Raw genomic sequence first — 21304 nt, forward strand, 5'->3', positions numbered from 1 at the left:
CGCCGCCCATCCCCGATTACGGACGGACCAGCACCGAGGCGGTTTCGACCGCGAAGGCCTGCAGGTCGTTCGGCGACGGACGCACCTGCAGGGCCGGCAGGTTGATGATCACGTCGCGGGCCAGTACGCCGGCGGCCGAGGCCAGGGCACCCATGTAGTCCGTGCTGCGTTCGGCCTGTTCGGCGGCCAGCGCTTCGCGCTGTTCGGCGGTCGGGCGGACTTCAACGGCGGCCAGGGTGGTGACGCGGCGGCTGTCGGCCAGTTCGGCGCGGTATTCGGCAACCTGACCGGCGGTCGGACGCACTTCCACCAGCGCCAGGGTCGGGATGCTGCTGGTGCGCTCGACTTCGGCCTGGGCCAGCTGGTCGGCGGAGGGACGGACCTGCACGGTCGGCAGGGTGGTGATGGCGGAAGCGGCATGCACGTTCGAAACAAACGCGGAGCCGGCAGCGAGGGCGATGGCGATTGCGATGGTCTTGGTGTTCATGACGGGGCCTGTTTAGTGTTGGTGAGCAGTGGTGTGGTAGTAAGGTAGTACACCGAATCTGGGGATGCAAGAACAATTTCAAGATTCCGTGTTTTGTTCAGCGATCAGTCATGTTTCGTTTGATCGCGTCCTTTCCGCACGTAGACCAATGCAGGCATCGTGCCAACTTTTAATCATTGATTTAAAAGGGTTTTATAGGCGTTCCAGAGTGTCCGCTGTCCGGACACCTGTCCGATCCCACCCTGGGAAACTGTCCGGACAACGGTTCAGCCAGCCGCACACCCCGCCGCCGGGGTACCGGCACGGCGTGGAAAGTTCCCTTACATGGGCAATGACTGTTGGCCGATGCCCCAACCGGTCGTCCCGGGCTAGCATCCCCCTTCACTTTCATGACCAAGGACCCGGAATGACCGTCCAACTTCGACCGCGTGCCGCACTGCTGGCTGTTGCGCTTTCCGCCGCACTGGGCAGCCTTGCCCCGGCACCGCTGATGGCCAAGCCGGCCCAGGTCGCCAAGGTCGACATTCCGTTCGAAGAGTTCACCCTGCCCAACGGCCTGCGCGTGGTGGTGCACACCGACCGCAAGGCCCCGATCGTGGCGGTGAACATCTGGTACCACGTGGGCAGCAAGGACGAACCGGCCGGCCGCACCGGCTTTGCGCACCTGTTCGAACACCTGATGTTCCAGGGCAGCGAAAACCACGCCGGCGAATACTTCGAACCGTTCAAGCAGGTCGGCGTGACCGGCCAGAACGGCACGACCAACACCGACCGCACCAACTACTTCGAGAACGTGCCCACCACCGCGCTGGACATGGCGCTGTGGATGGAGTCCGACCGCATGGGCCACCTGCTCGGCGCGATCGACCAGGCCGCGCTAGACGAACAGCGCGGCGTGGTCCAGAACGAAAAGCGCCAGGGCGAGAACCAGCCCTATGGCCAGGTGTGGGAAAAGATCAACCGCGCGCTGTACCCGGAAGGTCACCCGTACCACCACAGCGTGATCGGCTCGATGAATGACCTCAACGCGGCCTCGCTGGATGACGTCAAGAACTGGTTCCGCACCTGGTACGGCCCGAACAACGCGGTGCTGGTGCTGGCCGGCGACATCGACGTGGCCACCGCGAAGGAAAAGGTCGCGCGTTACTTCGGCGACATTCCGGCCGGCCCGAGCATGGCCCAGCCCAAGGTCGACGTGGCCAAGCGCGAAAAATCCACCCGCGAGACCATGACCGACAAGGTGCCGCAGGCACGCGTCTACCGCGCCTGGAACGTGGCCCAGGCAGGCACCACCGACATCGACCAGCTGCAGCTGTTCGCGCAGGTGCTGGGCGGGGCCAAGTCCTCTCGCCTGGACCAGCGCCTGCTGCACCAGGACAAGCTGGTGGACAACATCAGCGCCGGTGCCTACACCTCGCAGCTGGGCTCCAACTTCGTGATCATGGCCACGGTGAAGCAGGGCGTGGACCCGGCCAAGGTCGAGGCGATCATCGACGAGGAAGTGCGCCGCCTGGTGGCCGACGGCCCCACCGCCGATGAACTGAGCCGCGGCAAGACCGCATTCCGTGCCGGCTTCATCCGTGGCATCGAGCGCATCGGTGGGTTTGGCGGCAAGGCCGACGCGCTGGCCGAATGCACCGTTTTCGAAGGCGACCCGGGCTGCTTCCGCCGCTCGCTGGCCACCATCGACGCGGCCAGCGCCGCCGACGTACGCGCGGCCGGCGCCAAGTGGCTTGGCGCGGGCGACCACACCCTGGTGGTGGAGCCGGGCGCGCGCGTGGCGCTGCCGGAACTGCCCTCGGCCACCCCGAAGCCGTTCACCGTGCCGGCCGTGGACCCGAAGTTCACCACCACCGCCAGCCAGGTCGACCGCAGCACCGGCGTGCCGCAGACCAAGAGCTTCCCGGAACTGAAGTTCCCGCAGCTGCACCGCGCCACGTTGAAGAACGGCACCCAGGTGATCCTGGCCGAACGCCACGACATCCCGGTGGTGCAGTTCAGCTATGAGTTCCCCGGTGGCTTCACCGCCGACCAGGGCCGCAAGTCCGGCACCGCCAACTTCACCATGGACCTGATGGGCGAGGGCGCCGGCAAGCTCGGCGCACTGCCGTTCGCCGACGCGGCCGACGCGCTGGGCGCCAACCTGGGCGCTTCGGCGTCGCTGGACAGCGCCAGCGTGTACCTCTCGGCGCTGAAGGAGAACCTGGCGCCGTCGCTGGCCCTGTATGCCGACATGCTGCGCCAGCCGCGCTTCGACCAGAGCGAGATCGACCGGGTCAAGGCGACCTGGATCGCCGGGATCCAGCAGGAGAAGGTCAACCCCAGCGCCGCGGCCATGCGCGTGCTGCCGCCGCTGCTGTACGGCGCCGGCCACCCGTACGCCATTCCGTTCACCGGCAGCGGCAATGAAGCCGACATCCAGTCGCTGACCCGCGAGGACCTGGTCGACTTCCACCGCGACGCGCTGCGTCCGGAGCAGGGCACCCTGATCGTGGTGGGCGACACCACCCTGAAGGACATCGTGCCGCTGCTGGAGCGCCAGTTCGGCAACTGGAAGAGCACCGGCCCGGCCCCGCAGCTCAAGCCGCTGGTCGACGTGGCCCGCCCGGCCAAGGCCCGCGTGTACCTGATCGACCAGCCTGGCGCGGTGCAGGCCAACCTGTACGCCGGCCAGGTGGTGCCCTCCACCATGGACCCGGGCGCCACCCGCTTCGACATTGCCAACGGCGTGCTCGGCGGTGACTTCACCTCGCGCCTGAACATGAACCTGCGCGAGGAGAAGCACTGGTCCTACGGCGCCCGCACCATGGCCAGCAGCACCCTGGGCCAGCGCCCGTGGATGGGCATGGCGCCGGTGCAGATCGACAAGACCGCCGATGCGATGAAGGAAATGCAGAAGGAGATTGCCGACTTTGCTTCCGGTGCCGAAGCCGTCACTCCGGCCGAAGTCACCCGCATCCGCAACATCCAGAACCTGAGCCTGCCGGGCGCGTATGAAACCGCCAGCGCGGTGCTGGGCACCATCAGCGGCATCGTCCGCTACCAGCGCCCGGACGACTACGTGTTCAAGCGCAAGGCCGAAATCGAAGCGATGACCCCGGCCCAGGTGCAGCAGGCCGCCGCCACGCTTGATCCCAAGACCCTGACCTGGGTGGTGGTGGGCGACCTGAAGCAGACCGAAGCCCCGGTGCGCGCGCTGAACCTGGGCGAGGTGGTGGTGATTGACTCGGATGGGAAGCCGGTGAAATAACCGAACGGCTGCGGCGCCGGTCGGACCTTCCGACCGGCGTGGACCCCATCCACCCCACATTCATTCCGTTCAGGCAAACTCCCTGCCATGACCTTGTCGAGCCTTCACGCCATGCGCCTTCTGCTACTTTCCGCCGCCATCCTCGCTACCTCCGCCTGCACCTGGGTGCCGATCGAACCGGTGGGCAAGGCGGTGCGGGTGCTGCCGGCCGGGCCGGTGCCGACCTGCTGCATCGACAAGGGCGAGGTGGTGGTGACCGTGAAGAGCAAGGTCGGCTTCTACAACCGCAACCCGCTGCGCGTGCAGGAAGAGCTGGAAACCCTGGCCCGCAACGAGGCCCCCAGCGCCTCGGCCAACGCGGTCCAGGCCTCCGGCCTGCCGGCCGACGGCAGCCAGCGTTTCAAGGCGTTCCAGTGCCCGCCGCGCTGAACGGCTCATCATCCCGCGCCACCATACGCCTGAAGCTGAATTCGTAAAGGTGCGGTGAAGGCCCGGGGGGCTTACAATAGCGCCCCCTTTGCCTGAGCCTTGGCGCTAACTGATGCTCTTCAAGAATGTATCGATCGCCGGCCTGGCGCACATCGACGCGCCGCATACGCTGACGTCGAAGGAAATCAACGAACGCCTGCAGCCGACACTGGACCGCCTGGGTATCCGCACCGACGTGCTCGGCGATATCGCCGGCATCCACGCCCGTCGCCTGTGGGACGCGGACATGCTCGCCTCCGACGCCGCGACCCTGGCCGCCCGCAAGGCGCTGGAAGACGCCGGCATCGGTGCCGACAAGATCGGCCTGCTGGTCAACACCTCGGTCAGCCGCGACTACCTGGAGCCGTCCACCGCCTCCATCGTCTCGGGCAACCTGGGCGTCAGCGACGAGTGCATGACCTTCGACGTCGCCAACGCCTGCCTGGCCTTCATCAACGGCATGGACATCGCGGCCCGCATGCTGGAACGCGGCGACATCGACTACGCCTTGATCGTCGACGGTGAAACCGCCAACCTGGTGTACGAGAAGACCCTCGAGCGCATGGCCCAGCCGGGCGTGACCGCCGACGACTTCCGCAACGAGATGGCCGCCCTGACCCTGGGTTGTGGCGCCGCCGCCATGGTCATGGCCCGCACCGAACTCGTGCCGGACGCGCCGCGCTACCGCGGTGGCGTGACCCGCTCGGCCACCGAGTGGAACCAGCTGTGCCGGGGCAACCTGGACCGCATGGTCACCGACACCCGCATGCTGCTGATCGAAGGCATCAAGCTGGCCCAGAAGACCTTCATGGCCGCCCGCGAAGCACTGGGCTGGGCCGTGGAAGAACTGGACCAGTTCGTGATCCACCAGGTCAGCCAGCCGCACACCGCTGCCTTCATCAAGAACTTCGGCATCGACCCGAAGAAGGTGATGACCATCTTCGGCGAGCACGGCAACATCGGCCCGGCCTCGGTGCCGATCGTGCTGAGCAAGCTCAAGCAGCTGGGCAAGCTGAAGAAGGGCGACCGCATCGCGCTGCTCGGCATCGGCTCCGGCCTGAACTGCTCGATGGCCGAAGTGGTCTGGTAAGCCGTCCGCTGCGTTGATTCCCAAGGGCCGGTCTTACCGGCCCTTTTTACAGGTGCCACCCGATGTCCAAGCTTCCCGGTTACCCCGCCCATCCGCAGCGTTTCGAGGTCCGCCCGGGCTTGTCGATGAGCTATCTCGACGAAGGCCCGCGCGACGGCGAGGTGGTGGTGATGGTCCACGGCAATCCGTCGTGGAGCTACTACTGGCGCACGCTGGTGGCCGGGCTGTCGGACCGTTACCGCTGCATCGTGCCCGACCACATCGGCATGGGCCTGTCGGACAAGCCGGATGACGCGCACTACGAGTACACCCTGCAGTCGCGCGTGGACGACCTGGACGCGCTGCTGGCGCACCTGGGCATCACCGGCCCGGTCACCCTGGCCGTGCACGACTGGGGCGGCATGATCGGTTTCGGCTGGGCGCTGTCGCACCATGCGCAGGTCAAGCGCCTGGTGGTGCTCAACACCGCCGCCTTCCTGATGCCGGCCGCCAAGCAGATGCCGTGGCAGATCGCGCTGGGCCGGCACTGGAAGATCGGCGAGTGGATCATCCGCAGCTTCAATGCGTTCTCGTCCGGTGCCTCGTGGCTGGGCGTGGAGCGGAAGATGCCGGCGGACGTGCGCCGCGCCTATGTGTCGCCGTACAACACCTACGCCAACAGGATCAGCACCATCCGCTTCATGCAGGACATTCCGCTGGGCCCGGCCGACAAGGCCTGGTCGCTGCTGGAACGTGCCGGCAAGGCGCTGCCGTCGTTCGCCGACCGCCCGGCCTTCATCGGCTGGGGCCTGCGCGACTTCGTGTTCGACCATCATTTCCTGGCGGGCTTCCAGGCCGCGCTGCCGCAGGCGCAGGTGCACGCGTTCGAAGACGCCGGGCATTACGTGCTGGAAGACAAGCACGAAGTGCTGGTGCCGGAGATCCGGGCGTTCCTGGACGCGAACCCGGTTTGACCCCCGGGTGGGGTTACGCGGCGTCCGGGTGATCCGGCGCGTCGCGCCAGGCCCAGCTTTCCAGGCTCAGCGCCGGCAGGCCATGGATCGCCCGCGCCTTGTCGCACTGCGGGCTGGCCTTGCCGAACTCCCACGACGCGTCCACCTCACGGCACACGCTGGGCCGGTTGGGATGGATGCTGCAGCGGGAATACACGCCGATCTCCGCGTCCAGCGCCACGCAGCGCACCGGCTTGGACAGGGTGCCGCGCATGCACAGGCGGTGCGGGTCGAGCGGTTCGGTCAGCTGGTGCGGTACGCCGCCGGGGGTGACCTCGTCCGATTCCATCCAATGGAACGCCACGCGGTACTGGGTACAGCAGGCGCCGCAGGTCATGCAGGGATGGGACATGGGGTGCCGGCCTTGGGCGGCTGTTTGCGTGTGGGAAGGGCGCGAATTTTCCACGCCTGCGGCCGCCGCGCAAGAATTTTCTGATGCGGCGACAATGAACGGATGAACAGCCCGACCAACATCGCCGCGCGCCTGCCCGAACTGGCCCGTGAACGCCCCGACCAGATCGCCATCCGCTGCCCCGGGAAACCGGGCCCGGACGGCATGGCGCGCTACGACGTGACCCTGGATTACCGCACCCTGGATGCCCGCAGCGACGCCATGGCCGCCGGCCTGGCTGCCTACGGCATCGGCCGCGGGGTGCGTGCGGTGGTGATGGTGCGGCCCTCGCCGGAGTTCTTCCTGCTGATGTTCGCGCTGTTCAAGAACGGCGCGGTGCCGGTGCTGGTCGACCCCGGCATCGACAAGCGCGCGCTGAAGCAGTGCCTGGACGAAGCGCAACCTGAAGCCTTCATCGGCATCGGCCTGGCCCATGTGGCGCGATTGGTACTGCGCTGGTGCCCGGGGGCGAAGCGCCTGGTCACGGTCGGGCGGCGCTGGGGCTGGGGCGGCACCACCCTGGCCCAGCTGGAAGCCGACGGCGCGCGCCAGCCGCAGCCAATGGCCGCCACCGACGGCGAGGACGTGGCCGCGCTGCTGTTCACCAGCGGCTCCACCGGCGTGCCCAAGGGCGTGGTCTACCGGCACCGCCATTTCGTCGGCCAGGTCGAACTGCTGCGCTCGGCGTTCGGCATGGAACCGGGCGGCATCGACCTGCCCACCTTCCCGCCATTCGCCCTGTTCGACCCGGCGCTGGGCCTGACCTCGGTCATTCCCGACATGGACCCCACCCGCCCGGCCAAGGCCGACCCGCGCAAACTGCATGACGCGATCAAACGCTTCGGGGTGACCCAGCTGTTTGGTTCGCCGGCGCTGATGCGGGTGCTGGCCGACCATGGCCAGCCGCTGCCCGGCGTGCGCCGGGTGACCTCGGCCGGTGCGCCGGTGCCGCCCGACGTGGTGGCGCGCATCCGCCGGCTGCTGCCCGACGACGCCCAGTTCTGGACCCCCTACGGCGCCACCGAGTGCCTACCGGTGGCGGTGATCGAAGGTCGCGAGCTGGAAAGCACGCGCCAGGCCACCGAAGCCGGCGCCGGCACCTGCGTGGGCCGGGTGGTGGCGCCGAACCAGGTGCGCATCATCGCCATCGACGACGCGCCGCTGCCGGCATGGTCGCAGGTGCGCGAGGTGGCCACCGGCGTGGTCGGCGAAATCACCGTGGCCGGCCCCACCGCCACCGACAGCTACTTCAACCGTCCGCAGGCCACCGCTGCGGCCAAGATCACTGAAACCCTGGCCGACGGCAGCACCCGCGTCGTACACCGCATGGGCGATGTCGGCTACTTCGACGCCGACGGCCGGCTGTGGTTCTGCGGGCGCAAGACGCAGCGCGTGGAAACCGCGCACGGCCCGCTGTACACCGAACAGGTGGAGCCGGTGTTCAACGCACTGGACGGCATCGCGCGCACCGCGCTGGTCGGCTTCGGCGCCGCCGGTGCGCAGCTGCCGGTGCTCTGCTACGAACTGCAGCCGGGCACCGCCGATTCGCCCGCGCTGCAGCAACGCCTGCGCGACGAAGCGGCCGCTCACGCGGGCACCGTGCGCATCGAACGCTTCCTGCCGCACCCGGGCTTCCCGGTCGACATCCGCCACAATGCCAAGATCGGCCGCGAGAAACTCGCGGTCTGGGCTGCAACCCGAATGGAACAACACGCATGAAGATCCTTGTCACCGGCGGTGGTGGTTTCCTCGGCCAGGCGCTGTGCCGTGGCCTGGTCGCGCGCGGCCACGAAGTACTCAGCTTCAACCGCGGCGACTACCCGCCGCTGGCCGCGCTGGGCGTGGGCCAGATCCGCGGCGACCTGGCCGACGCCGACGCGGTGCGCCACGCGGTGGCCGGGGTCGACGCGGTGTTCCACAACGGCGCCAAGGCCGGCGCGTGGGGCAGTTACGAGAGCTACCACCTCGCCAACGTGGTCGGCACCGACAACGTGATTGCCGCTTGCCGCACGCATGGCGTGCGCACGCTGGTGTACACCTCCACGCCCAGCGTCACCCACCGCGCCACCCACCCGGTGGAAGGGCTGGGTGCGGATGAAGTGCCCTACGGCGAAGACTTCCAGGCGCCGTATGCGGCCACCAAGACCATCGCCGAACAGCGCGTACTGGCCGCCAACGATGCAACCCTGGCCACCGTGGCGCTGCGCCCGCGCCTGATCTGGGGCCCGGGCGACCAGCAACTGGTGCCACGCCTGGCCGAACGCGCGCGCGCCGGTCGCCTGCGTTTCGTCGGCGATGGGAGCAACCTGGTCGATACCACCTACATCGACAATGCCGCGCTGGCCCACTTCCTCGCCTTCGAACACCTCGCCCCGGGCGCGGCGTGCGCGGGCAAGGCGTACTTCATTTCCAACGGCGAACCGCTGCCGATGCGCGAGCTGCTCAACAAGCTGTTGGCGGCGGTGGGCGCACCGGGCGTGGAGAAGTCGATCAGCTTCAAGACCGCGTACCGCATTGGTGCGGTGGCCGAACGCCTGTGGCCGCTGCTGCGGCTGAAGGGCGAACCGCCGATGACCCGCTTCCTGGCCGAGCAGCTGTGCACCCCGCACTGGTACAGCATGGAGCCGGCCCGCCGCGACTTCGGCTACGTGCCGCAGGTCAGCATTGACGAGGGTCTCACGAGGCTGAAGGCTTCATCGCACATCCAGATTCCCATCACTTCCTGAACACCGAACCTTGGTGAAGATGGCAGCACGCCAATCCGGCACGCCCGACGCGAGGATCGACATGCTGCACTACGCCGTAATCTTCTTTGTTATCGCCCTTATTGCGGCAGTGCTCGGTTTCTCCGGCATTGCTGGTGCCGCCAGCAACATCGCCTGGATCCTGTTCGTGGTGTTCCTGATCCTGGCGATCATCTCGATGTTCCGCAAGCGAGGTTAGTAGCGCGCAGAATCCTGCGGGCCCCCCTCTCTCCGGGCCCGCAGGATCCAGCGCGAACCGCTGAGGGCCTGGCGCTTCCAAGGGCGCCAGGCCCTTTTTGTTGTGGGCGCACGGCTGACGGTAGAGCCACGCCCTGCGTGGCTGCGTGATGTCTGGACCGCGCGCAGCCACGCAGGGCGTGGCTCTACCCCGTCCCTGTAGAATGTCGCCATGCCCCGCTCTTTGCTCTCCTCCCTCAAGCCCCTGGCCGGCAATGCGCTGCAGCTCGCGCTCAATCGCACCTTGGCGCTGGATCCCGATACCCGCCGCGCGCTGGTCGCGCTGGATGGCCGCCATATCGCCCTTACCCTCGAATCGCCCGCGCTGGCGATGCGGATCGGCGTGGACGGCGAGCGCCTCACCGTGGGTCCGGTGGACCCGCAGGCCGACCCGGACCTGGCCGTGCGCAGCACGCTGGGGGGCGTGCTGGCCCAGCTGCCGTTCCTGGCCAACGCACGCCGGGGCGGCGACGCCCCGGCCGGGCGGGTCAAGGTCTCCGGCGATGCCGAACTGGCGCGCCGGCTGCAGCAGCTGGCCAGCCGGTTCGACCCGGACTGGCAGCTGCCGTTCGTGAAAGTCTTTGGCGAAATCCTGGGCGTGCAGGTGGCCAATGCGCTGCGCTCGGCCCTGCAGCATGCGCGCCGTGGCGCGTCCGACCTGGCGCACAGCGCCGCTGAATTTGTCACCGAGGAGTCGCGCGACGTGGTAGCCCGAGCCGAACTGGATGCCTTCCATGACGATGTGGATGTAATGCGCGACGACGTGGAACGCATGGCCGCCCGCGTGCAGCGCCTGGCCCAGGTGCGCGCATGAAGGCGGTGTTCCGCGCAAGCCGCATTGGTCGGGTGATCCTGCGCTACCGCCTCGACGATCTGCTGGATGGCACGCCGCTGGAAGGCTGGCTGCGCATTGCCAAGCCGTTCGTGCCGCGCGCCTCGTCCGACATCGCCGCGCAGTCACGGGGCGCGCGCCTGCGCCTGGCGCTGCAGGACCTGGGCCCGATCTTCGTCAAGTTCGGGCAGATCCTGTCCACCCGTCGCGACCTGATCCCGGCCGACATCGCCAACGAACTCACCCTGCTGCAGGACCGGGTCAAGCCGTTCGACGGCGCCACCGCGCAGCGCATCGTCGAACAGGCGCTGGGTCGCCCGGTGGCCGAGGCCTTCGCCACGTTCGACCTGCAGCCGCTGGCCTCGGCCTCGATCGCCCAGGTCCACGCCGCCACCCTGGCCGATGGCCGCCAGGTGGTGGTCAAGGTGCTCCGCCCGGATATCGAAAAGCAGATCGACGCCGACATCGCGCTGCTGAAATCCGCAGCGGCCCTGGTCGAGCGCGCGCACCCGCGCGCCGACAAGATCCGTCCGCGCGAAGTGGTGGCCGAAGTCGAAAACACCCTGGCCGCCGAACTCGACCTGCAGCGCGAAGGCGCCAACGCGAGCGTGCTGCGCCGCAACTGGGTGGACTCGGACGACCTGTACGTGCCCGAGGTGATCTGGAGCCACACCGCCGAACGCGCGCTCACCCTGGAGCGGGTGTGGGGGATTCCCTCCGACGACATCGCCGCGCTGGACAAGGCCGGCATCGACCGCAGGGCGCTCGCTGCCAAGGGCGTGCGCGTGTTCTACACGCAGGTGTTCCGCGACAACTTCTTCCACGCCGACGCGCACGCCGGCAACATCTGGGTCGACACCGACCCGATGCGCCGCGACAACCCGCGCTTCATCGCGCTGGATTTCGGCATCATGGGCCAGCTGTCCGAAGAAGATCAGTACTACCTGGCCGAGAACTTCATGGCCATTTTCAACAAGGACTACCGGCGCATGGCCGAGCTCCACGTTGAAGCCGGCTGGATGCCCAACAACGTGCGCATCGACGAACTCGAAGCCGCCGCGCGTTCGGTGTGCGAGCCGTACTTCACCCGGCCGCTGTCGCAGATCTCGCTGGCCGAAGTGCTGATCAAGCTGTTCCGCGTGGCGCAGCGTTATGAGCTGACCCTGCAGCCGCAGCTGATCCTGCTGCAGAAGACCCTGCTCAACATCGAAGGCGTGGGCCGCCAGCTGGACCCGGAACTGGACATCTGGGCCGTGGCGCGGCCGGTGCTGGAACGCATCCTGCGCGAACGCTACAGCCCGCGTCGGGTGCTGAAGGAAATGCGCAAGCGCCTGCCGGAAATCATGACCCACGCGCCGGACATGCCGCGCCTGGTCCACGCCTGGCTGCGCCAGCAGGTGGAAGGCGGGCATGAGCTGTCGATGCGCTCGCGCGACCTGGAAGCGCTCAACGTCAACCTGCAGAAACTGCAGAAGCGTGCGGTAGCCGCGATTGCAGGTGTCGGCCTGCTGATCGTCGCGGCCGTGCTGTATGGCATGCAGCCGGGTGGCTGGTACTTCGGTGACGTGCCGATGTTGAGCTGGGTGAGCGGTGTGGCCGGGTTGTTCTCGCTGGGCGCGGCGTGGTGGCGGCGATGAGCGAGGTCGACGCGCCGGCCGAAGCGCCGGTGGCGCTGCCGCCGCTGCAGCTGCTGCACGTGGACGAGCGCCTCGCGGTGGTCAACAAGCCTGCGGGGCTGATGGTCCACGACAGCAAGCTGGCGCGTGGCGAAGATGATTTCCTGGCCGACCGCCTGCGCGAACAGCTGGGCAGGCCGATCTTCCTGGTGCACCGGCTGGACCGCGCCACCAGCGGCTGCCTGCTGCTCGCCTTCGACCGCGAAAGCGCCAGCGTGCTGGGCAAGTCGTTGATGGGCGGCGACGTCATCAAGGACTACCTGGCGATCTGCCGGGGCTGGCCGGCGGAAGAAGCCTTCACCGTCGACCACGACCTGGACGGCGGTCCCGGCAAGCCGGTGAAGAAACAGGCCATCACCCATTTCCAGCGGGTGGCGGTGGGTGAGATTCCGGTACCCATGGGCGAATTCGAAACCTCGCGCTATGCGCTGCTGCGCTGCCAGCCGCAGACCGGGCGCTTCCGCCAGATCCGCCGGCACCTGAAGCACCTGTCGCATCACCTGATCGGCGACACCAGCCATGGCGACGGCCGCCACAACCGCAGCTTCCGCATGCAGGGCATCCACCGCATGCTGCTGCACGCCGAACGCCTGCGCTTTCCGCACCTGGACGGCACGCCGATGGACGTCAGCGCGCCGGTGGATGGGGAATTCCGCAAGGCGATGGATTTATTTGGCTGGTGATGCAGGCGCCGCCTGCGCCGGCGCTTCATTCACGATCGCCTCCAGGTCCTTCTGCAGGTCCACGAACAGCGGCTGCATGCGGTCCTGGATCGCCACCATCGCGTTCTGCATCAGCGCTGGGGTCTTGTCCAGCAGGCTCTGCCCGGCCGAGCTCTCGTAGAACTCGGCCATCGCCAGCACGTCTTCCTTGCTGAAGGTCTTCTTGTACAGGTCCACGTACATCGGCCGCAGCTGCTGCCACGACAGCGCCTGGCGAATCGTTTCCTTGCTGCGCTGCTCGATGCGCTGCAACTGCACCTTCTGCGCCTCGTCCAGCTTGCGCTGCTGCGCGATCTGCAGGAACTGCTGGCGCTGCATCTCCTCCATCCGCGGCACCATCGAGTCGAGCATGTTCTGTGCCCGCGAGGCCGCCAGCAGCCGGTTGATGTCCGCGTCCGACGGCGGCGCGGCCAGGGCAGGGGCCACGGCGGCCAGGGCCAGTGCAAGGGTCAGGCCCAGCCAGGCGAACCCACGTCGGGCGATTGAACGGGTCGAAATCATGAAGTGCGTCCTGCGGTGCATGGAACCCCGAGCATACCTGCGCCACCGTCAAGCCGTCGTGGCGCGGAGCAGCATCGCCGTGCGCCGGGCCAGCAAACCGACGGTTCCGGCCCATACGTGACTTTTGGCCCCCGTTTCGACGCTATTGGTGCACATTGCGGTCACCTACGGTGCGGGTCCTGCCTTTACAATGCGCCCCATGGGAAATGGGCCTGTCACCATCAACGAGCAGCTGGCGATTCCGGACACGGAACTCGTCGAGCGGTTCGTGCGCGCCAGTGGCGCCGGCGGGCAGAACGTGAACAAGGTCTCCACCGCCGTCGAGCTGCGCTTCGACGTGGCCGGCTCGCCCTCCCTGCCCGAACCGTTGCGTGCGCGCCTGCTGGCGCGGCGCGACCGGCGCATGACCGGCGAAGGCGTGCTGGTCATCGACGCACAGCGTTTCCGTACCCAGGACCGTAACCGCGAGGACGCGCGCGAACGCCTGGCCGCCTTCATCCAGGCCAGCCTCAGCGTGCCGAAGGCGCGCGTGGCGACCAAGCCCACCTATGGCGCCAAGATGCGCCGGCTGGATGAAAAGAAGGGTCGCGCGCAGATCAAGCGCGGCCGCACCACACGCAATTGGGAGTGATTGCTTGAACAACCGTAGTCCGCTGCTGCCGGCCGTGCCCCCGCAGATGCCGCAGGTCAAACCGAACCGCTTCCTGCGTTGGCTGGCACGCTGCACGCTGCGCCTGGGCGGCTGGAAGGTCACCGGTACCTTCCCCAACGTGCCCAAGCTGGTCTTCATCGTCGCCCCGCATTCGTCCAACTGGGACGGCTTCTGGGGCATGGCGGCCAAGATCGCGCTGGGCATGCAGGTGAAGGTGCTGGGCAAGGCCTCGCTGTTCTGGTGGCCGCTCTCGCCGCTGCTGCACACTCTGGGCGTGATCCCGCTGGACCGCAGCTCGCCGCAGGGCACGGTGGAACAGGCGGTCAGCCTGCTGCGCAATTCGGACAAGCTCTGGTACGCGATCACCCCGGAAGGCACCCGCAAGGCGGTGACCCACTGGAAGGCCGGGTTCCTGAAGATCGCCCGCATGGCCGACGTGCCGGTGCTGGCCTGCTACTTCCACTACCCGGAAAAGACCATCGGCATCGGCCCGCTGTTCTACTCCACCGGCGACGACGTGGCCGACATGGCCGCCATCCGCGAGTACTACCGGCCCTGGCAGGGCAAGAACCGCGGCACCGTGTGAAGGAAGGCGCCACGTCCGGCACATGCCGGGCGCAGGCAATGGGAGTAGGGTGATCGGCTGCGGTTACAGCCCGCTTCACCTCATTCCAGGAGCCCGTTTCATGTCGCGTACCGTTATCTTGGCCGCCGCCATCAGCCTTGCGCTGGCGGCCTGTTCCGGCAAGGAGTCCACCCCCGTGTCCGACACCCAGACCCCCGCCGCGCAGCAGCCGGCCGATGCGTCCACCAACCCCCTGTTGAGCGCCAGCACGCTGCCGTTCCAGGCCCCGCCGTTCGACCGCATCAAGGACAGCGACTACCTGCCGGCCTTCAATGAAGGCATGAAGCAGCACCTGGCCGAAGTGCGCAAGATCGCCGGCAACAGCGAGCCGGCCACCTTCGACAACACCATCGAAGCGCTCGAGCGCAGCGGCGAAACCCTCACCCGCGTCTCGCGCGTGTTCTTCGGCATCGTCCAGGCCGACACCAACGACGCGCGCCAGAAGATCCAGGAAGAGGTCGCGCCGAAGCTGGCCGAGCACCAGGACGAAATCAGCCTGGACCCGAAGCTGTTCGCGCGCATCAAGAGCATCTACGACCAGCGTGATTCGCTGGGCCTGGACCCGGTGCAGAAGCGCCTGGTCGAGCGCGATTACCAGGAATTCGTCCGTGCCGGCGCGCAGCTCAATGACGCCGACAAGGCCAGCCTGCGCAAGCTCAACGTGGAAGAAACCACGCTGGCCACCAAGTTCCACACCCGCCTGGTCGCTGCAACCGCCGCCGCTGCCGTGGTGGTGGACGACAAGGCCGGGCTGGCCGGCCTGAGCGAAGAAGAGATCAACACCGCCGCGGCGGATGCCAAGGCGCGCAACCTGGAAGGCAAGTTCCTGCTGCCGCTGCAGAACACCACCCAGCAGCCGGTGCTCGCTTCGCTGACCGACCGCGACCAGCGCGCTGCCGTGCTCAAGGCCTCGGAAACCCGCGCCGAGCGTGGCGATGCCAACGACACCCGCGAAACCGTACAGCGCCTGGCCCAGCTGCGTGCGCAGAAGGCCAAGCTGCTTGGGTTCGAGAACTACGCCGCGTACAGCCTGGCCGACCAGATGGCCAAGACCCCGGCGGCGGCGACCAAGCTGCTGACCGATACGGTGCCGGCCGCCACCAACAAGGCGCGCGGTGAAACCGCCGAGATGCAGAAGGTGATCGACGCGCAGAAGGGTGGCTTCCAGCTGGCCGCGTCGGACTGGGACTTCTACGCCGAACAGGTGCGCAAGGCGCAGTACGACCTGGACGAGTCGCAGATCAAGCCGTACTTCGAGCTCGACAACGTGCTGCAGAACGGCGTCTTCTATGCCGCCACCCAGCTGTACGGCATCACCTTCAAGCCGCGTACCGACATTCCGACCTACCACCCGGACATGAAGGTGTATGAAGTGTTCGACAAGGACGGCACCTCGCTGGCGCTGTTCTACACCGACTACTTCAAGCGCGACAGCAAGTCCGGCGGCGCCTGGATGGACGTGTTCGTCGAACAGAACGGCCTGACCGGCGACAAGCCGGTGGTCTACAACGTCTGCAACTTCACCAAGCCGGCCGCGGGCCAGCCGGCGCTGCTGAGCTTCGACGACGTCACCACCATGTTCCACGAGTTCGGCCATGCGCTGCACGGCATGTTCTCGAACGTGAAGTACCCGTCCATCGCCGGCACCAGCACCTCGCGCGATTTCGTCGAGTTCCCGTCGCAGTTCAACGAGCACTGGGCGCTGGACCCGAAGGTGTTCGCCAACTACGCCAAGAACTACAAGACCGGCGAGCCGATGCCGCAGGCGCTGGTGGACAAGATCCTGAAGGCCCGTACCTTCAACCAGGGCTACGCGACCACCGAGTACCTGTCCGCCGCACTGCTCGACCTGGCCTGGCACACCCAGCCGGCCGACGCCAAGCTGCAGGACGTGGCGCCGTTTGAAGCCGCTGCGCTGAAGAAGTTCAAGGTCGACCTGCCGCAGGTGCCGCCGCGTTACCGCACCACCTACTTCGACCACATCTGGGGCGGCGGCTACTCGGCCGGTTACTACGCCTATTTCTGGGCCGAAGTGCTGGACCACGACTCGTTCGAGTGGTTCAAGGAACACGGCGGTCTGACCGCTGAAAACGGCCAGGTATTCCGCGACAAGATCCTCTCGCGCGGCAACAGCGTGGAGCTGGCCGACCTGTACCGCGAGTTCCGCGGCAAGGACCCGTCGGTGGAACCGCTGCTGGTGAACCGCGGTTTGAAGTGATCGCGCAGCGATCACGGTAGGTACGGCCACACACGAACGGCAGGGGAAACCCTGCCGTTCGTGCGTGTGGCACCCGCACGCGTTCGCCATCGTTCGTCGGGGCGTCCTCGCATGAAACAACCGTTCGCACGTCATGGTGCCCACGGGGCATTCGCCGGTAGGGTCGGTTCCCAAACGACCGCAGGTAGACGTTCAACGTTCTGTAACGCATGGACCGCAAACGAAGGCGCCTCTCCGTTCGCGGTCATGCGTCCCAGGCCCGATCACCGTTATCGGCGGTCGTTTGGGAACCGACCCTACCCCGATCACGCAATCCGGTGCAGGGTCCGGGGTGCCGGCCAGCGGCCCGCATCACGTCCCCACGCGACACCCCACTTCACTGCAACCCAGGTGATCCAAGGCGATCTCCAACGCGTGCATGTAACTCTGCGCGCAATACCCATGCGCGACGCCAATCCGCTGGCCCACATGCTCCGGCAGGCACGCTTCTGGCGTTGCACTGTCATCGTCGTGCACCTCCACATACACGTTGTGCAGGTGCGGCAGCAGCTTCTGTAACCGCAGGCTGCCCACGCACGCACCCGGATCCAGCAGCGTCACCTCGCCACGGCTGTGGTCGGCCACTCTCAGCGCATCCAGCAGTTCCTGCTCGGAACCACACGCACGAATCGCCACCGTGGTACCCGCATCGATCGCCCGATGCACCAGCGCCTTCAGCACCGGCGCCGGCAACGGCTGCGCGGTACGCATCAACTGGCCAGCCGCTTCCGGGCCGCGAATGATGAAGATCGACATCGCTCACGCCCTCCCGGCCGCAGCCAGCAACCGCCGCTCCGCAATCGCCAGCGATAACCGGCACGCATCCGCGCGCCCGCTGCTGCACACCACGGTGGCCGCCGGCGCGTGCTGCGGGTGCAGATGCGTATCCAAACCACCATCATCATTGGCCGCCATCTCGATGTACGGCGCCGGCAGTGCATCCAGCGCCGCACACAGCGCTTGTCCATGCTCCATCCACTGCGCCGGTTCGACGGCGGCAGCTTCGATCAGCACCCAGTCTGCCGCGCTGAGCCGCGCCTCGTGCAGGCACTGGAGCAGCGCGGGCAGGGTGGCGCAGTGCGCGCAGTGGATCGCGTGGCCGGCCAGCTGGGCCGGCACCGGAAGCGGGTCCGGCGAGGGTTGCCGGATCAACAGGATGGTCATGGAACATCTCTACAAAGCACCCGGAGGCGCGGTGTGGCCACGATGCGCGCGCCGGCCATAAAGCAGCCATGCGCCGGTGGCCGCCCGCGCGTAAAGAGTGCGTAGCTTTTGTGGGGAACTCGGGTCCACACTGCCGGTCACACCCTTCTCTCACCGCAAGGATCGCCCCATGTCCCAGGTCGCCCCCGCCGCCGGAGCACGCACCGGCGTGCTGTACTGGCTGAAGAAGGAAGCGCTGCCGCTGCTGGTCATGCTCGGCCTGCTGGCTGCCGCGCGCGACAGCTTGGCCAATCACTACCAGGTGCCCAGTGGCTCGATGCAGCACACCCTGATGCCGGGCGACCGCGTGGTGGTGGACATGCGCGCGTACGGGCTGCGTTTGCCGTTCACCAGCGTGGAGCTGCTGCATACCGGGGTGCCGCAGCGGGGTGAGGTGGCCGTGTTCGATTCGCCGCAGGACGGCACCCGGCTGATCAAGCGGATTGCCGCCGTGGGCGGTGACCGGGTGGACCTGCACGAGGGGCACCTGAGCATCAACGGCAACCCGCTGGCTCAGGCCGGGACCGATGAAGTGGAAGATTTCGGCCGTACCCTGGCGCAGCTGGACCTGGGGCAGGGTGGGGGTCCGGATATCACCGGCCTGACCGTGCCGGCGGGAAAGGTGCTGATGCTGGGCGACCATCGGGGTAACAGCGCGGATGGGCGGTATTTCGGTCTGGTGGATGCCAAGGCGTTGTACGGCAAAGCGGCGCGCGTGTATTACCGCCGGGGTGAAGGGTTCACCTGGCAGGCGTTGTAACGGCCCCTCGGGCACCGCGCTCAGCCGGGCAGAGCCCGGCTCTACCGCAGCCGGGCAGAGCCCGGCTCTACGCCGGGCGCGTCACCGTTCGATACGCCCCCGTAGCGCCGGGCTCTGCCCGGCCGCGTCACCGTTCGATATCCCAAACGTCTCAATCAAGACCCCGCAGGTTATCGATCGACCGATAACCCCGGCCTATCCTGAGCGCTGATCCTTACGCACCGGCCCGCCCCCACGGGCCCGAACGCAATGAACGGCGACACCGCAGCGCTGCCCGAGCGCAGTCCCACTACCCATCCGCCCACGCCGTCCCTGCACATCGAGCAGGGCACCCCGGCCTTCCGCCGCACGGCGGTGGCCCTGTTCCTGGCCGGCTTTTCCACCTTCGGCCTGCTCTACACCGTGCAGCCGCTGCTGCCCGAGTTCAGCCGCCACTTCGGCGTCTCCGCTGCCAACAGCGCCATGGCGCTCTCCCTCAGCACCGGCCTGCTGGCAGTCTCCATGCTCGTCGCCGGGCTCATCTCCGACCGCATCGGCCGCCGCGGCCTGATGATCGCCGCACTCCTCGCCTCCACCGTGCTCTCCGCCGCCAGCGCGATGGTCGACGACTGGAGCACGCTGCTGGTGCTGCGCGCCCTGCTCGGCCTGACCCTCAGTGGCGTGCCGGCAGTAGCCATGACCTACCTCGTCGAAGAAATGGACCCGCGCGCGCTCGGCCTGGCCATGGGCCTGTACATCGGCGGCAACGCCGTCGGCGGCATGAGCGGGCGCCTGATCGCCGGCATCGTCGCCGACCACTGGGGCTGGCGCTGGGGCATCGGCGTGGTCTCGTTGATCGCGGTGCTCAGCACCGTGCTGCTGTGGGTGCAGCTGCCGCGCTCGCGCCACTTCCAGAGCCGCCGCGGCGGCCTGCGCGAACTGCCCACCCGCTGGCGCCAGCTGTTCGCCGACCCCGGCCTGCCTTCGCTGTTTGCCACCGCGTTCGTGCTGATGGGCGTGTTCGTCACCCTCTACAACTACCTCGGCTACCACCTGCTGGCACCGCCGTACCAGCTCAGCCAGACCGTGGTCGGACTGATCTTCAGCGTCTACCTGGTCGGCACCTTCAGCTCGGCCTGGATGGGCCAGCAGGCCACCAAACATGGCCGTGGCCGCGTGCTCGGCATCTGCTACGCATTGATCGCACTCGGCATCGTCATGCTCGCGCTGCCGTGGCTGGGTTGCATGGCGGTGGGCATCGCGCTGGTCACCTTCGGCTTCTTCGGCGGGCACTCGGTGGCCAGCAGCTGGGTCGGCAGCCGCGCAGGTGTGATGCGCGCCGAAGCCTCGGCGCTGTACCTGTTCGCCTACTACCTGGGCTCCAGCCTGGCCGGTGCCGCAGGCGGCGTGTTCTACACCCGCTGGGACTGGTGGGGTGTGTGCGCGTTCACCGCCGTGCTCACCGTGGTCGGCGCCAGCATTGCGTGGCGGTTGGGAAGGCGCGCGCAGCCGCTGCCGGCCGCGCTCGCCGTCAGTCGCTGAGCCCGCCCTGTAGCAGTTTGGTGAAGTGGGTGATCAACGGTGACGGGCTGCCGCGCCGGTAGGCCACATGCACTTCCGAACTGGCCGCGCGGTCGCTCAACGGCACGAAGCGCGCGCCTTCCACATGGATGTGGCTGCACGACGCCGGCAGCACGGTAACGCCGAGGCCAGACGCGGCCAGGCTGATCAGCGTGGACGCTTCCCCGGCTTCCTGGATGATGCGCGGGGTGAAGCCGGCATTGCGGCACAGCGCGATGAAATGGTCATGGATGCCCGCGCCCACCTCACGCAGGAACCCGACGAACGGCTCGTGCGCGAACTGCCGCAGCGCCAGCGGCGCGCCCTCCGGCAACCCGCGCAGCAACGGGTGCTGGTCATGCACCACCAGCGCCAGCGGGTCGCTGAACAATTTGCGCGAGGTCAGCGGGGCCGGCAGCGCCCGCTTGCGGATCAAGCCCACGTCCAGCTCATTGGCCACCAGCGCGTCGATCTGCTGCAACGTGTTCATTTCGCGCAGCTTCAACTGCACCTGCGGGAACTGCTGGCGGTAAGCGAAGATCGCGCGTGGAATCTGCGTCGACAACGGCGTCGCCCGGGTCAGCCCGATGCGCAGCTCGCCGGTTTCGCCGCGCTGCGCGCGCTGGGTCAGTTCAATAGCCTGGTCGACCCGCGCCAATGCCTCGGTGGCCTGCGCCTGCAACACGCGCCCGGCCTCGGTGAGTTCCACCCGGCGATTGCTGCGCAGGAACAATCGCGCGCCCAACAGCGTTTCCAGCTGGCGGATCTGCTGGCTCAGCGGCGGCTGGGACATGCCCAGCCGTTCGGCGGCGCGGCCGAAGTGCAGGGTGTCGGCCACCGCCAGGAAATAGCGCAGGTGGCGCAGTTCGATCGACATG

At 67.6% G+C, this 21304-nt stretch carries 21 protein-coding genes; 15 read left to right on the top strand and 6 right to left on the bottom strand.

Features of this window, described 5'->3' with window-relative positions; all coding sequences use genetic code 11:
* Window positions 1–16: 16 nt before the first annotated feature.
* Window positions 17–487 carry an XAC0231 family protein gene (locus PDM28_RS01205; RefSeq protein ID WP_311183482.1) on the bottom strand — a complete coding sequence of 157 codons (471 nt, stop codon included), beginning with the start codon at window positions 485–487 and terminating at the stop codon, window positions 17–19.
* 406 nt (window positions 488–893) lie between these two features.
* Here PDM28_RS01205 and PDM28_RS01210 point away from each other — a divergent pair, with 406 nt between their 5' ends.
* From PDM28_RS01210 to PDM28_RS01225, 4 genes are all read left to right on the top strand, one after another.
* Entirely contained in the window at window positions 894–3737 is a 2844-nt protein-coding gene (locus tag PDM28_RS01210; protein WP_311183483.1) for a M16 family metallopeptidase, read from the top strand.
* Window positions 3738–3848: 111 nt separating this feature from the next.
* Window positions 3849–4166, top strand: coding sequence for a DUF4156 domain-containing protein (locus PDM28_RS01215; protein ID WP_311183484.1), 318 nt, complete (start codon window positions 3849–3851; stop codon window positions 4164–4166).
* Between the two features lie 112 nt (window positions 4167–4278).
* Window positions 4279–5295 carry a 3-oxoacyl-ACP synthase III gene (locus PDM28_RS01220; protein WP_070208685.1) on the top strand — a complete coding sequence of 339 codons (1017 nt, stop codon included), beginning with the start codon at window positions 4279–4281 and terminating at the stop codon, window positions 5293–5295.
* A gap of 62 nt (window positions 5296–5357) precedes the next feature.
* Window positions 5358–6248 (top strand): alpha/beta fold hydrolase, encoded by an 891-nt coding sequence (locus tag PDM28_RS01225; RefSeq protein ID WP_311183485.1) that lies wholly within the window; start codon window positions 5358–5360, stop codon window positions 6246–6248.
* A 13-nt stretch (window positions 6249–6261) separates the two neighbouring features.
* On the opposite strand, the gene PDM28_RS01230 is transcribed toward PDM28_RS01225, so the two are convergent.
* Window positions 6262–6639 (bottom strand): YkgJ family cysteine cluster protein, encoded by a 378-nt coding sequence (locus PDM28_RS01230; protein ID WP_102947150.1) that lies wholly within the window; start codon window positions 6637–6639, stop codon window positions 6262–6264.
* A gap of 102 nt (window positions 6640–6741) precedes the next feature.
* Between PDM28_RS01230 and oleC the strand changes: the two genes are divergently transcribed.
* The 6 genes from oleC to PDM28_RS01260 all read left to right on the top strand — a co-directional run bounded on the left by oleC (window position 6742) and on the right by PDM28_RS01260 (window position 12850).
* Complete coding sequence (gene oleC / locus PDM28_RS01235; protein ID WP_311183486.1) at window positions 6742–8397, top strand: olefin beta-lactone synthetase; 1656 nt, start codon at window positions 6742–6744, stop codon at window positions 8395–8397.
* Window positions 8394–9404 carry a 2-alkyl-3-oxoalkanoate reductase gene (gene oleD / locus PDM28_RS01240; RefSeq protein ID WP_311183487.1) on the top strand — a complete coding sequence of 337 codons (1011 nt, stop codon included), beginning with the start codon at window positions 8394–8396 and terminating at the stop codon, window positions 9402–9404. The genes oleC and oleD overlap by 4 nt, the downstream gene beginning before the upstream one ends.
* 61 nt (window positions 9405–9465) lie before the next feature.
* A complete protein-coding gene (locus PDM28_RS01245; RefSeq protein WP_070208703.1) occupies window positions 9466–9621 on the top strand; it encodes a DUF1328 domain-containing protein in 156 nt (51 codons plus the stop codon).
* Window positions 9622–9831: 210 nt separating this feature from the next.
* Complete coding sequence (locus PDM28_RS01250; RefSeq protein WP_311183488.1) at window positions 9832–10473, top strand: ubiquinone biosynthesis accessory factor UbiJ; 642 nt, start codon at window positions 9832–9834, stop codon at window positions 10471–10473.
* Window positions 10470–12128: a ubiquinone biosynthesis regulatory protein kinase UbiB gene (gene ubiB / locus PDM28_RS01255; protein ID WP_311183489.1), complete on the top strand. Its 1659-nt coding sequence runs from the start codon at window positions 10470–10472 to the stop codon at window positions 12126–12128. The genes PDM28_RS01250 and ubiB overlap by 4 nt, the downstream gene beginning before the upstream one ends.
* Window positions 12125–12850 carry a pseudouridine synthase gene (locus tag PDM28_RS01260; protein ID WP_311183490.1) on the top strand — a complete coding sequence of 242 codons (726 nt, stop codon included), beginning with the start codon at window positions 12125–12127 and terminating at the stop codon, window positions 12848–12850. The genes ubiB and PDM28_RS01260 overlap by 4 nt, the downstream gene beginning before the upstream one ends.
* On the opposite strand, the gene PDM28_RS01265 is transcribed toward PDM28_RS01260, so the two are convergent.
* Entirely contained in the window at window positions 12836–13390 is a 555-nt protein-coding gene (locus tag PDM28_RS01265) for a DUF2059 domain-containing protein (protein WP_311183491.1), read from the bottom strand. The two genes, PDM28_RS01260 and PDM28_RS01265, sit on opposite strands and share 15 nt — an antisense overlap.
* 199 nt (window positions 13391–13589) lie before the next feature.
* Between PDM28_RS01265 and arfB the strand changes: the two genes are divergently transcribed.
* The 3 genes from arfB (at window position 13590) to dcp (ending at window position 16885) form a co-directional block, all read left to right on the top strand.
* Entirely contained in the window at window positions 13590–14021 is a 432-nt protein-coding gene (arfB, locus tag PDM28_RS01270) for an alternative ribosome rescue aminoacyl-tRNA hydrolase ArfB (protein ID WP_311183492.1), read from the top strand.
* A 46-nt stretch (window positions 14022–14067) separates the two neighbouring features.
* Entirely contained in the window at window positions 14068–14628 is a 561-nt protein-coding gene (locus PDM28_RS01275) for a lysophospholipid acyltransferase family protein (protein WP_253256784.1), read from the top strand.
* A 100-nt stretch (window positions 14629–14728) separates the two neighbouring features.
* Window positions 14729–16885, top strand: coding sequence for a peptidyl-dipeptidase Dcp (gene dcp, locus PDM28_RS01280; protein WP_311183493.1), 2157 nt, complete (start codon window positions 14729–14731; stop codon window positions 16883–16885).
* A 351-nt stretch (window positions 16886–17236) separates the two neighbouring features.
* On the opposite strand, the gene PDM28_RS01285 is transcribed toward dcp, so the two are convergent.
* Window positions 17237–17680, bottom strand: a complete 444-nt coding sequence (locus tag PDM28_RS01285; protein WP_311183494.1) for a 3-dehydroquinate dehydratase — start codon at window positions 17678–17680, stop codon at window positions 17237–17239.
* 3 nt (window positions 17681–17683) lie between these two features.
* Window positions 17684–18088 carry a hypothetical protein gene (locus PDM28_RS01290; protein ID WP_311183495.1) on the bottom strand — a complete coding sequence of 135 codons (405 nt, stop codon included), beginning with the start codon at window positions 18086–18088 and terminating at the stop codon, window positions 17684–17686.
* Window positions 18089–18257: 169 nt separating this feature from the next.
* Here PDM28_RS01290 and lepB point away from each other — a divergent pair, with 169 nt between their 5' ends.
* Window positions 18258–18887, top strand: coding sequence for a signal peptidase I (lepB, locus tag PDM28_RS01295; protein WP_102947161.1), 630 nt, complete (start codon window positions 18258–18260; stop codon window positions 18885–18887).
* Between the two features lie 249 nt (window positions 18888–19136).
* Entirely contained in the window at window positions 19137–20408 is a 1272-nt protein-coding gene (locus tag PDM28_RS01300) for an MFS transporter (protein ID WP_311183496.1), read from the top strand.
* On the opposite strand, the gene PDM28_RS01305 is transcribed toward PDM28_RS01300, so the two are convergent.
* Window positions 20398–21303: a LysR substrate-binding domain-containing protein gene (locus PDM28_RS01305; protein ID WP_070208700.1), complete on the bottom strand. Its 906-nt coding sequence runs from the start codon at window positions 21301–21303 to the stop codon at window positions 20398–20400. The two genes, PDM28_RS01300 and PDM28_RS01305, sit on opposite strands and share 11 nt — an antisense overlap.
* Window position 21304 lies beyond the last annotated feature (1 nt).

The organism is Stenotrophomonas aracearum (assembly GCF_031834615.1).
In the GTDB taxonomy this organism is placed as follows: Bacteria; Pseudomonadota; Gammaproteobacteria; order Xanthomonadales; family Xanthomonadaceae; genus Stenotrophomonas; species Stenotrophomonas aracearum.

Coding starts and splice junctions, on each gene's coding strand:
- PDM28_RS01205 (WP_311183482.1), bottom strand. CDS start 487: ATGAACACCAAGACCATCGCAATCGCCATCGCCCTCGCTGCCGGCTCC.
- PDM28_RS01210 (WP_311183483.1), top strand. CDS start 894: ATGACCGTCCAACTTCGACCGCGTGCCGCACTGCTGGCTGTTGCGCTT.
- PDM28_RS01215 (WP_311183484.1), top strand. CDS start 3,849: ATGCGCCTTCTGCTACTTTCCGCCGCCATCCTCGCTACCTCCGCCTGC.
- PDM28_RS01220 (WP_070208685.1), top strand. CDS start 4,279: ATGCTCTTCAAGAATGTATCGATCGCCGGCCTGGCGCACATCGACGCG.
- PDM28_RS01225 (WP_311183485.1), top strand. CDS start 5,358: ATGTCCAAGCTTCCCGGTTACCCCGCCCATCCGCAGCGTTTCGAGGTC.
- PDM28_RS01230 (WP_102947150.1), bottom strand. CDS start 6,639: ATGTCCCATCCCTGCATGACCTGCGGCGCCTGCTGTACCCAGTACCGC.
- oleC (WP_311183486.1), top strand. CDS start 6,742: ATGAACAGCCCGACCAACATCGCCGCGCGCCTGCCCGAACTGGCCCGT.
- oleD (WP_311183487.1), top strand. CDS start 8,394: ATGAAGATCCTTGTCACCGGCGGTGGTGGTTTCCTCGGCCAGGCGCTG.
- PDM28_RS01245 (WP_070208703.1), top strand. CDS start 9,466: ATGCTGCACTACGCCGTAATCTTCTTTGTTATCGCCCTTATTGCGGCA.
- PDM28_RS01250 (WP_311183488.1), top strand. CDS start 9,832: ATGCCCCGCTCTTTGCTCTCCTCCCTCAAGCCCCTGGCCGGCAATGCG.
- ubiB (WP_311183489.1), top strand. CDS start 10,470: ATGAAGGCGGTGTTCCGCGCAAGCCGCATTGGTCGGGTGATCCTGCGC.
- PDM28_RS01260 (WP_311183490.1), top strand. CDS start 12,125: ATGAGCGAGGTCGACGCGCCGGCCGAAGCGCCGGTGGCGCTGCCGCCG.
- PDM28_RS01265 (WP_311183491.1), bottom strand. CDS start 13,390: ATGATTTCGACCCGTTCAATCGCCCGACGTGGGTTCGCCTGGCTGGGC.
- arfB (WP_311183492.1), top strand. CDS start 13,590: ATGGGAAATGGGCCTGTCACCATCAACGAGCAGCTGGCGATTCCGGAC.
- PDM28_RS01275 (WP_253256784.1), top strand. CDS start 14,068: ATGCCGCAGGTCAAACCGAACCGCTTCCTGCGTTGGCTGGCACGCTGC.
- dcp (WP_311183493.1), top strand. CDS start 14,729: ATGTCGCGTACCGTTATCTTGGCCGCCGCCATCAGCCTTGCGCTGGCG.
- PDM28_RS01285 (WP_311183494.1), bottom strand. CDS start 17,680: ATGTCGATCTTCATCATTCGCGGCCCGGAAGCGGCTGGCCAGTTGATG.
- PDM28_RS01290 (WP_311183495.1), bottom strand. CDS start 18,088: ATGACCATCCTGTTGATCCGGCAACCCTCGCCGGACCCGCTTCCGGTG.
- lepB (WP_102947161.1), top strand. CDS start 18,258: ATGTCCCAGGTCGCCCCCGCCGCCGGAGCACGCACCGGCGTGCTGTAC.
- PDM28_RS01300 (WP_311183496.1), top strand. CDS start 19,137: ATGAACGGCGACACCGCAGCGCTGCCCGAGCGCAGTCCCACTACCCAT.
- PDM28_RS01305 (WP_070208700.1), bottom strand. CDS start 21,303: ATGTCGATCGAACTGCGCCACCTGCGCTATTTCCTGGCGGTGGCCGAC.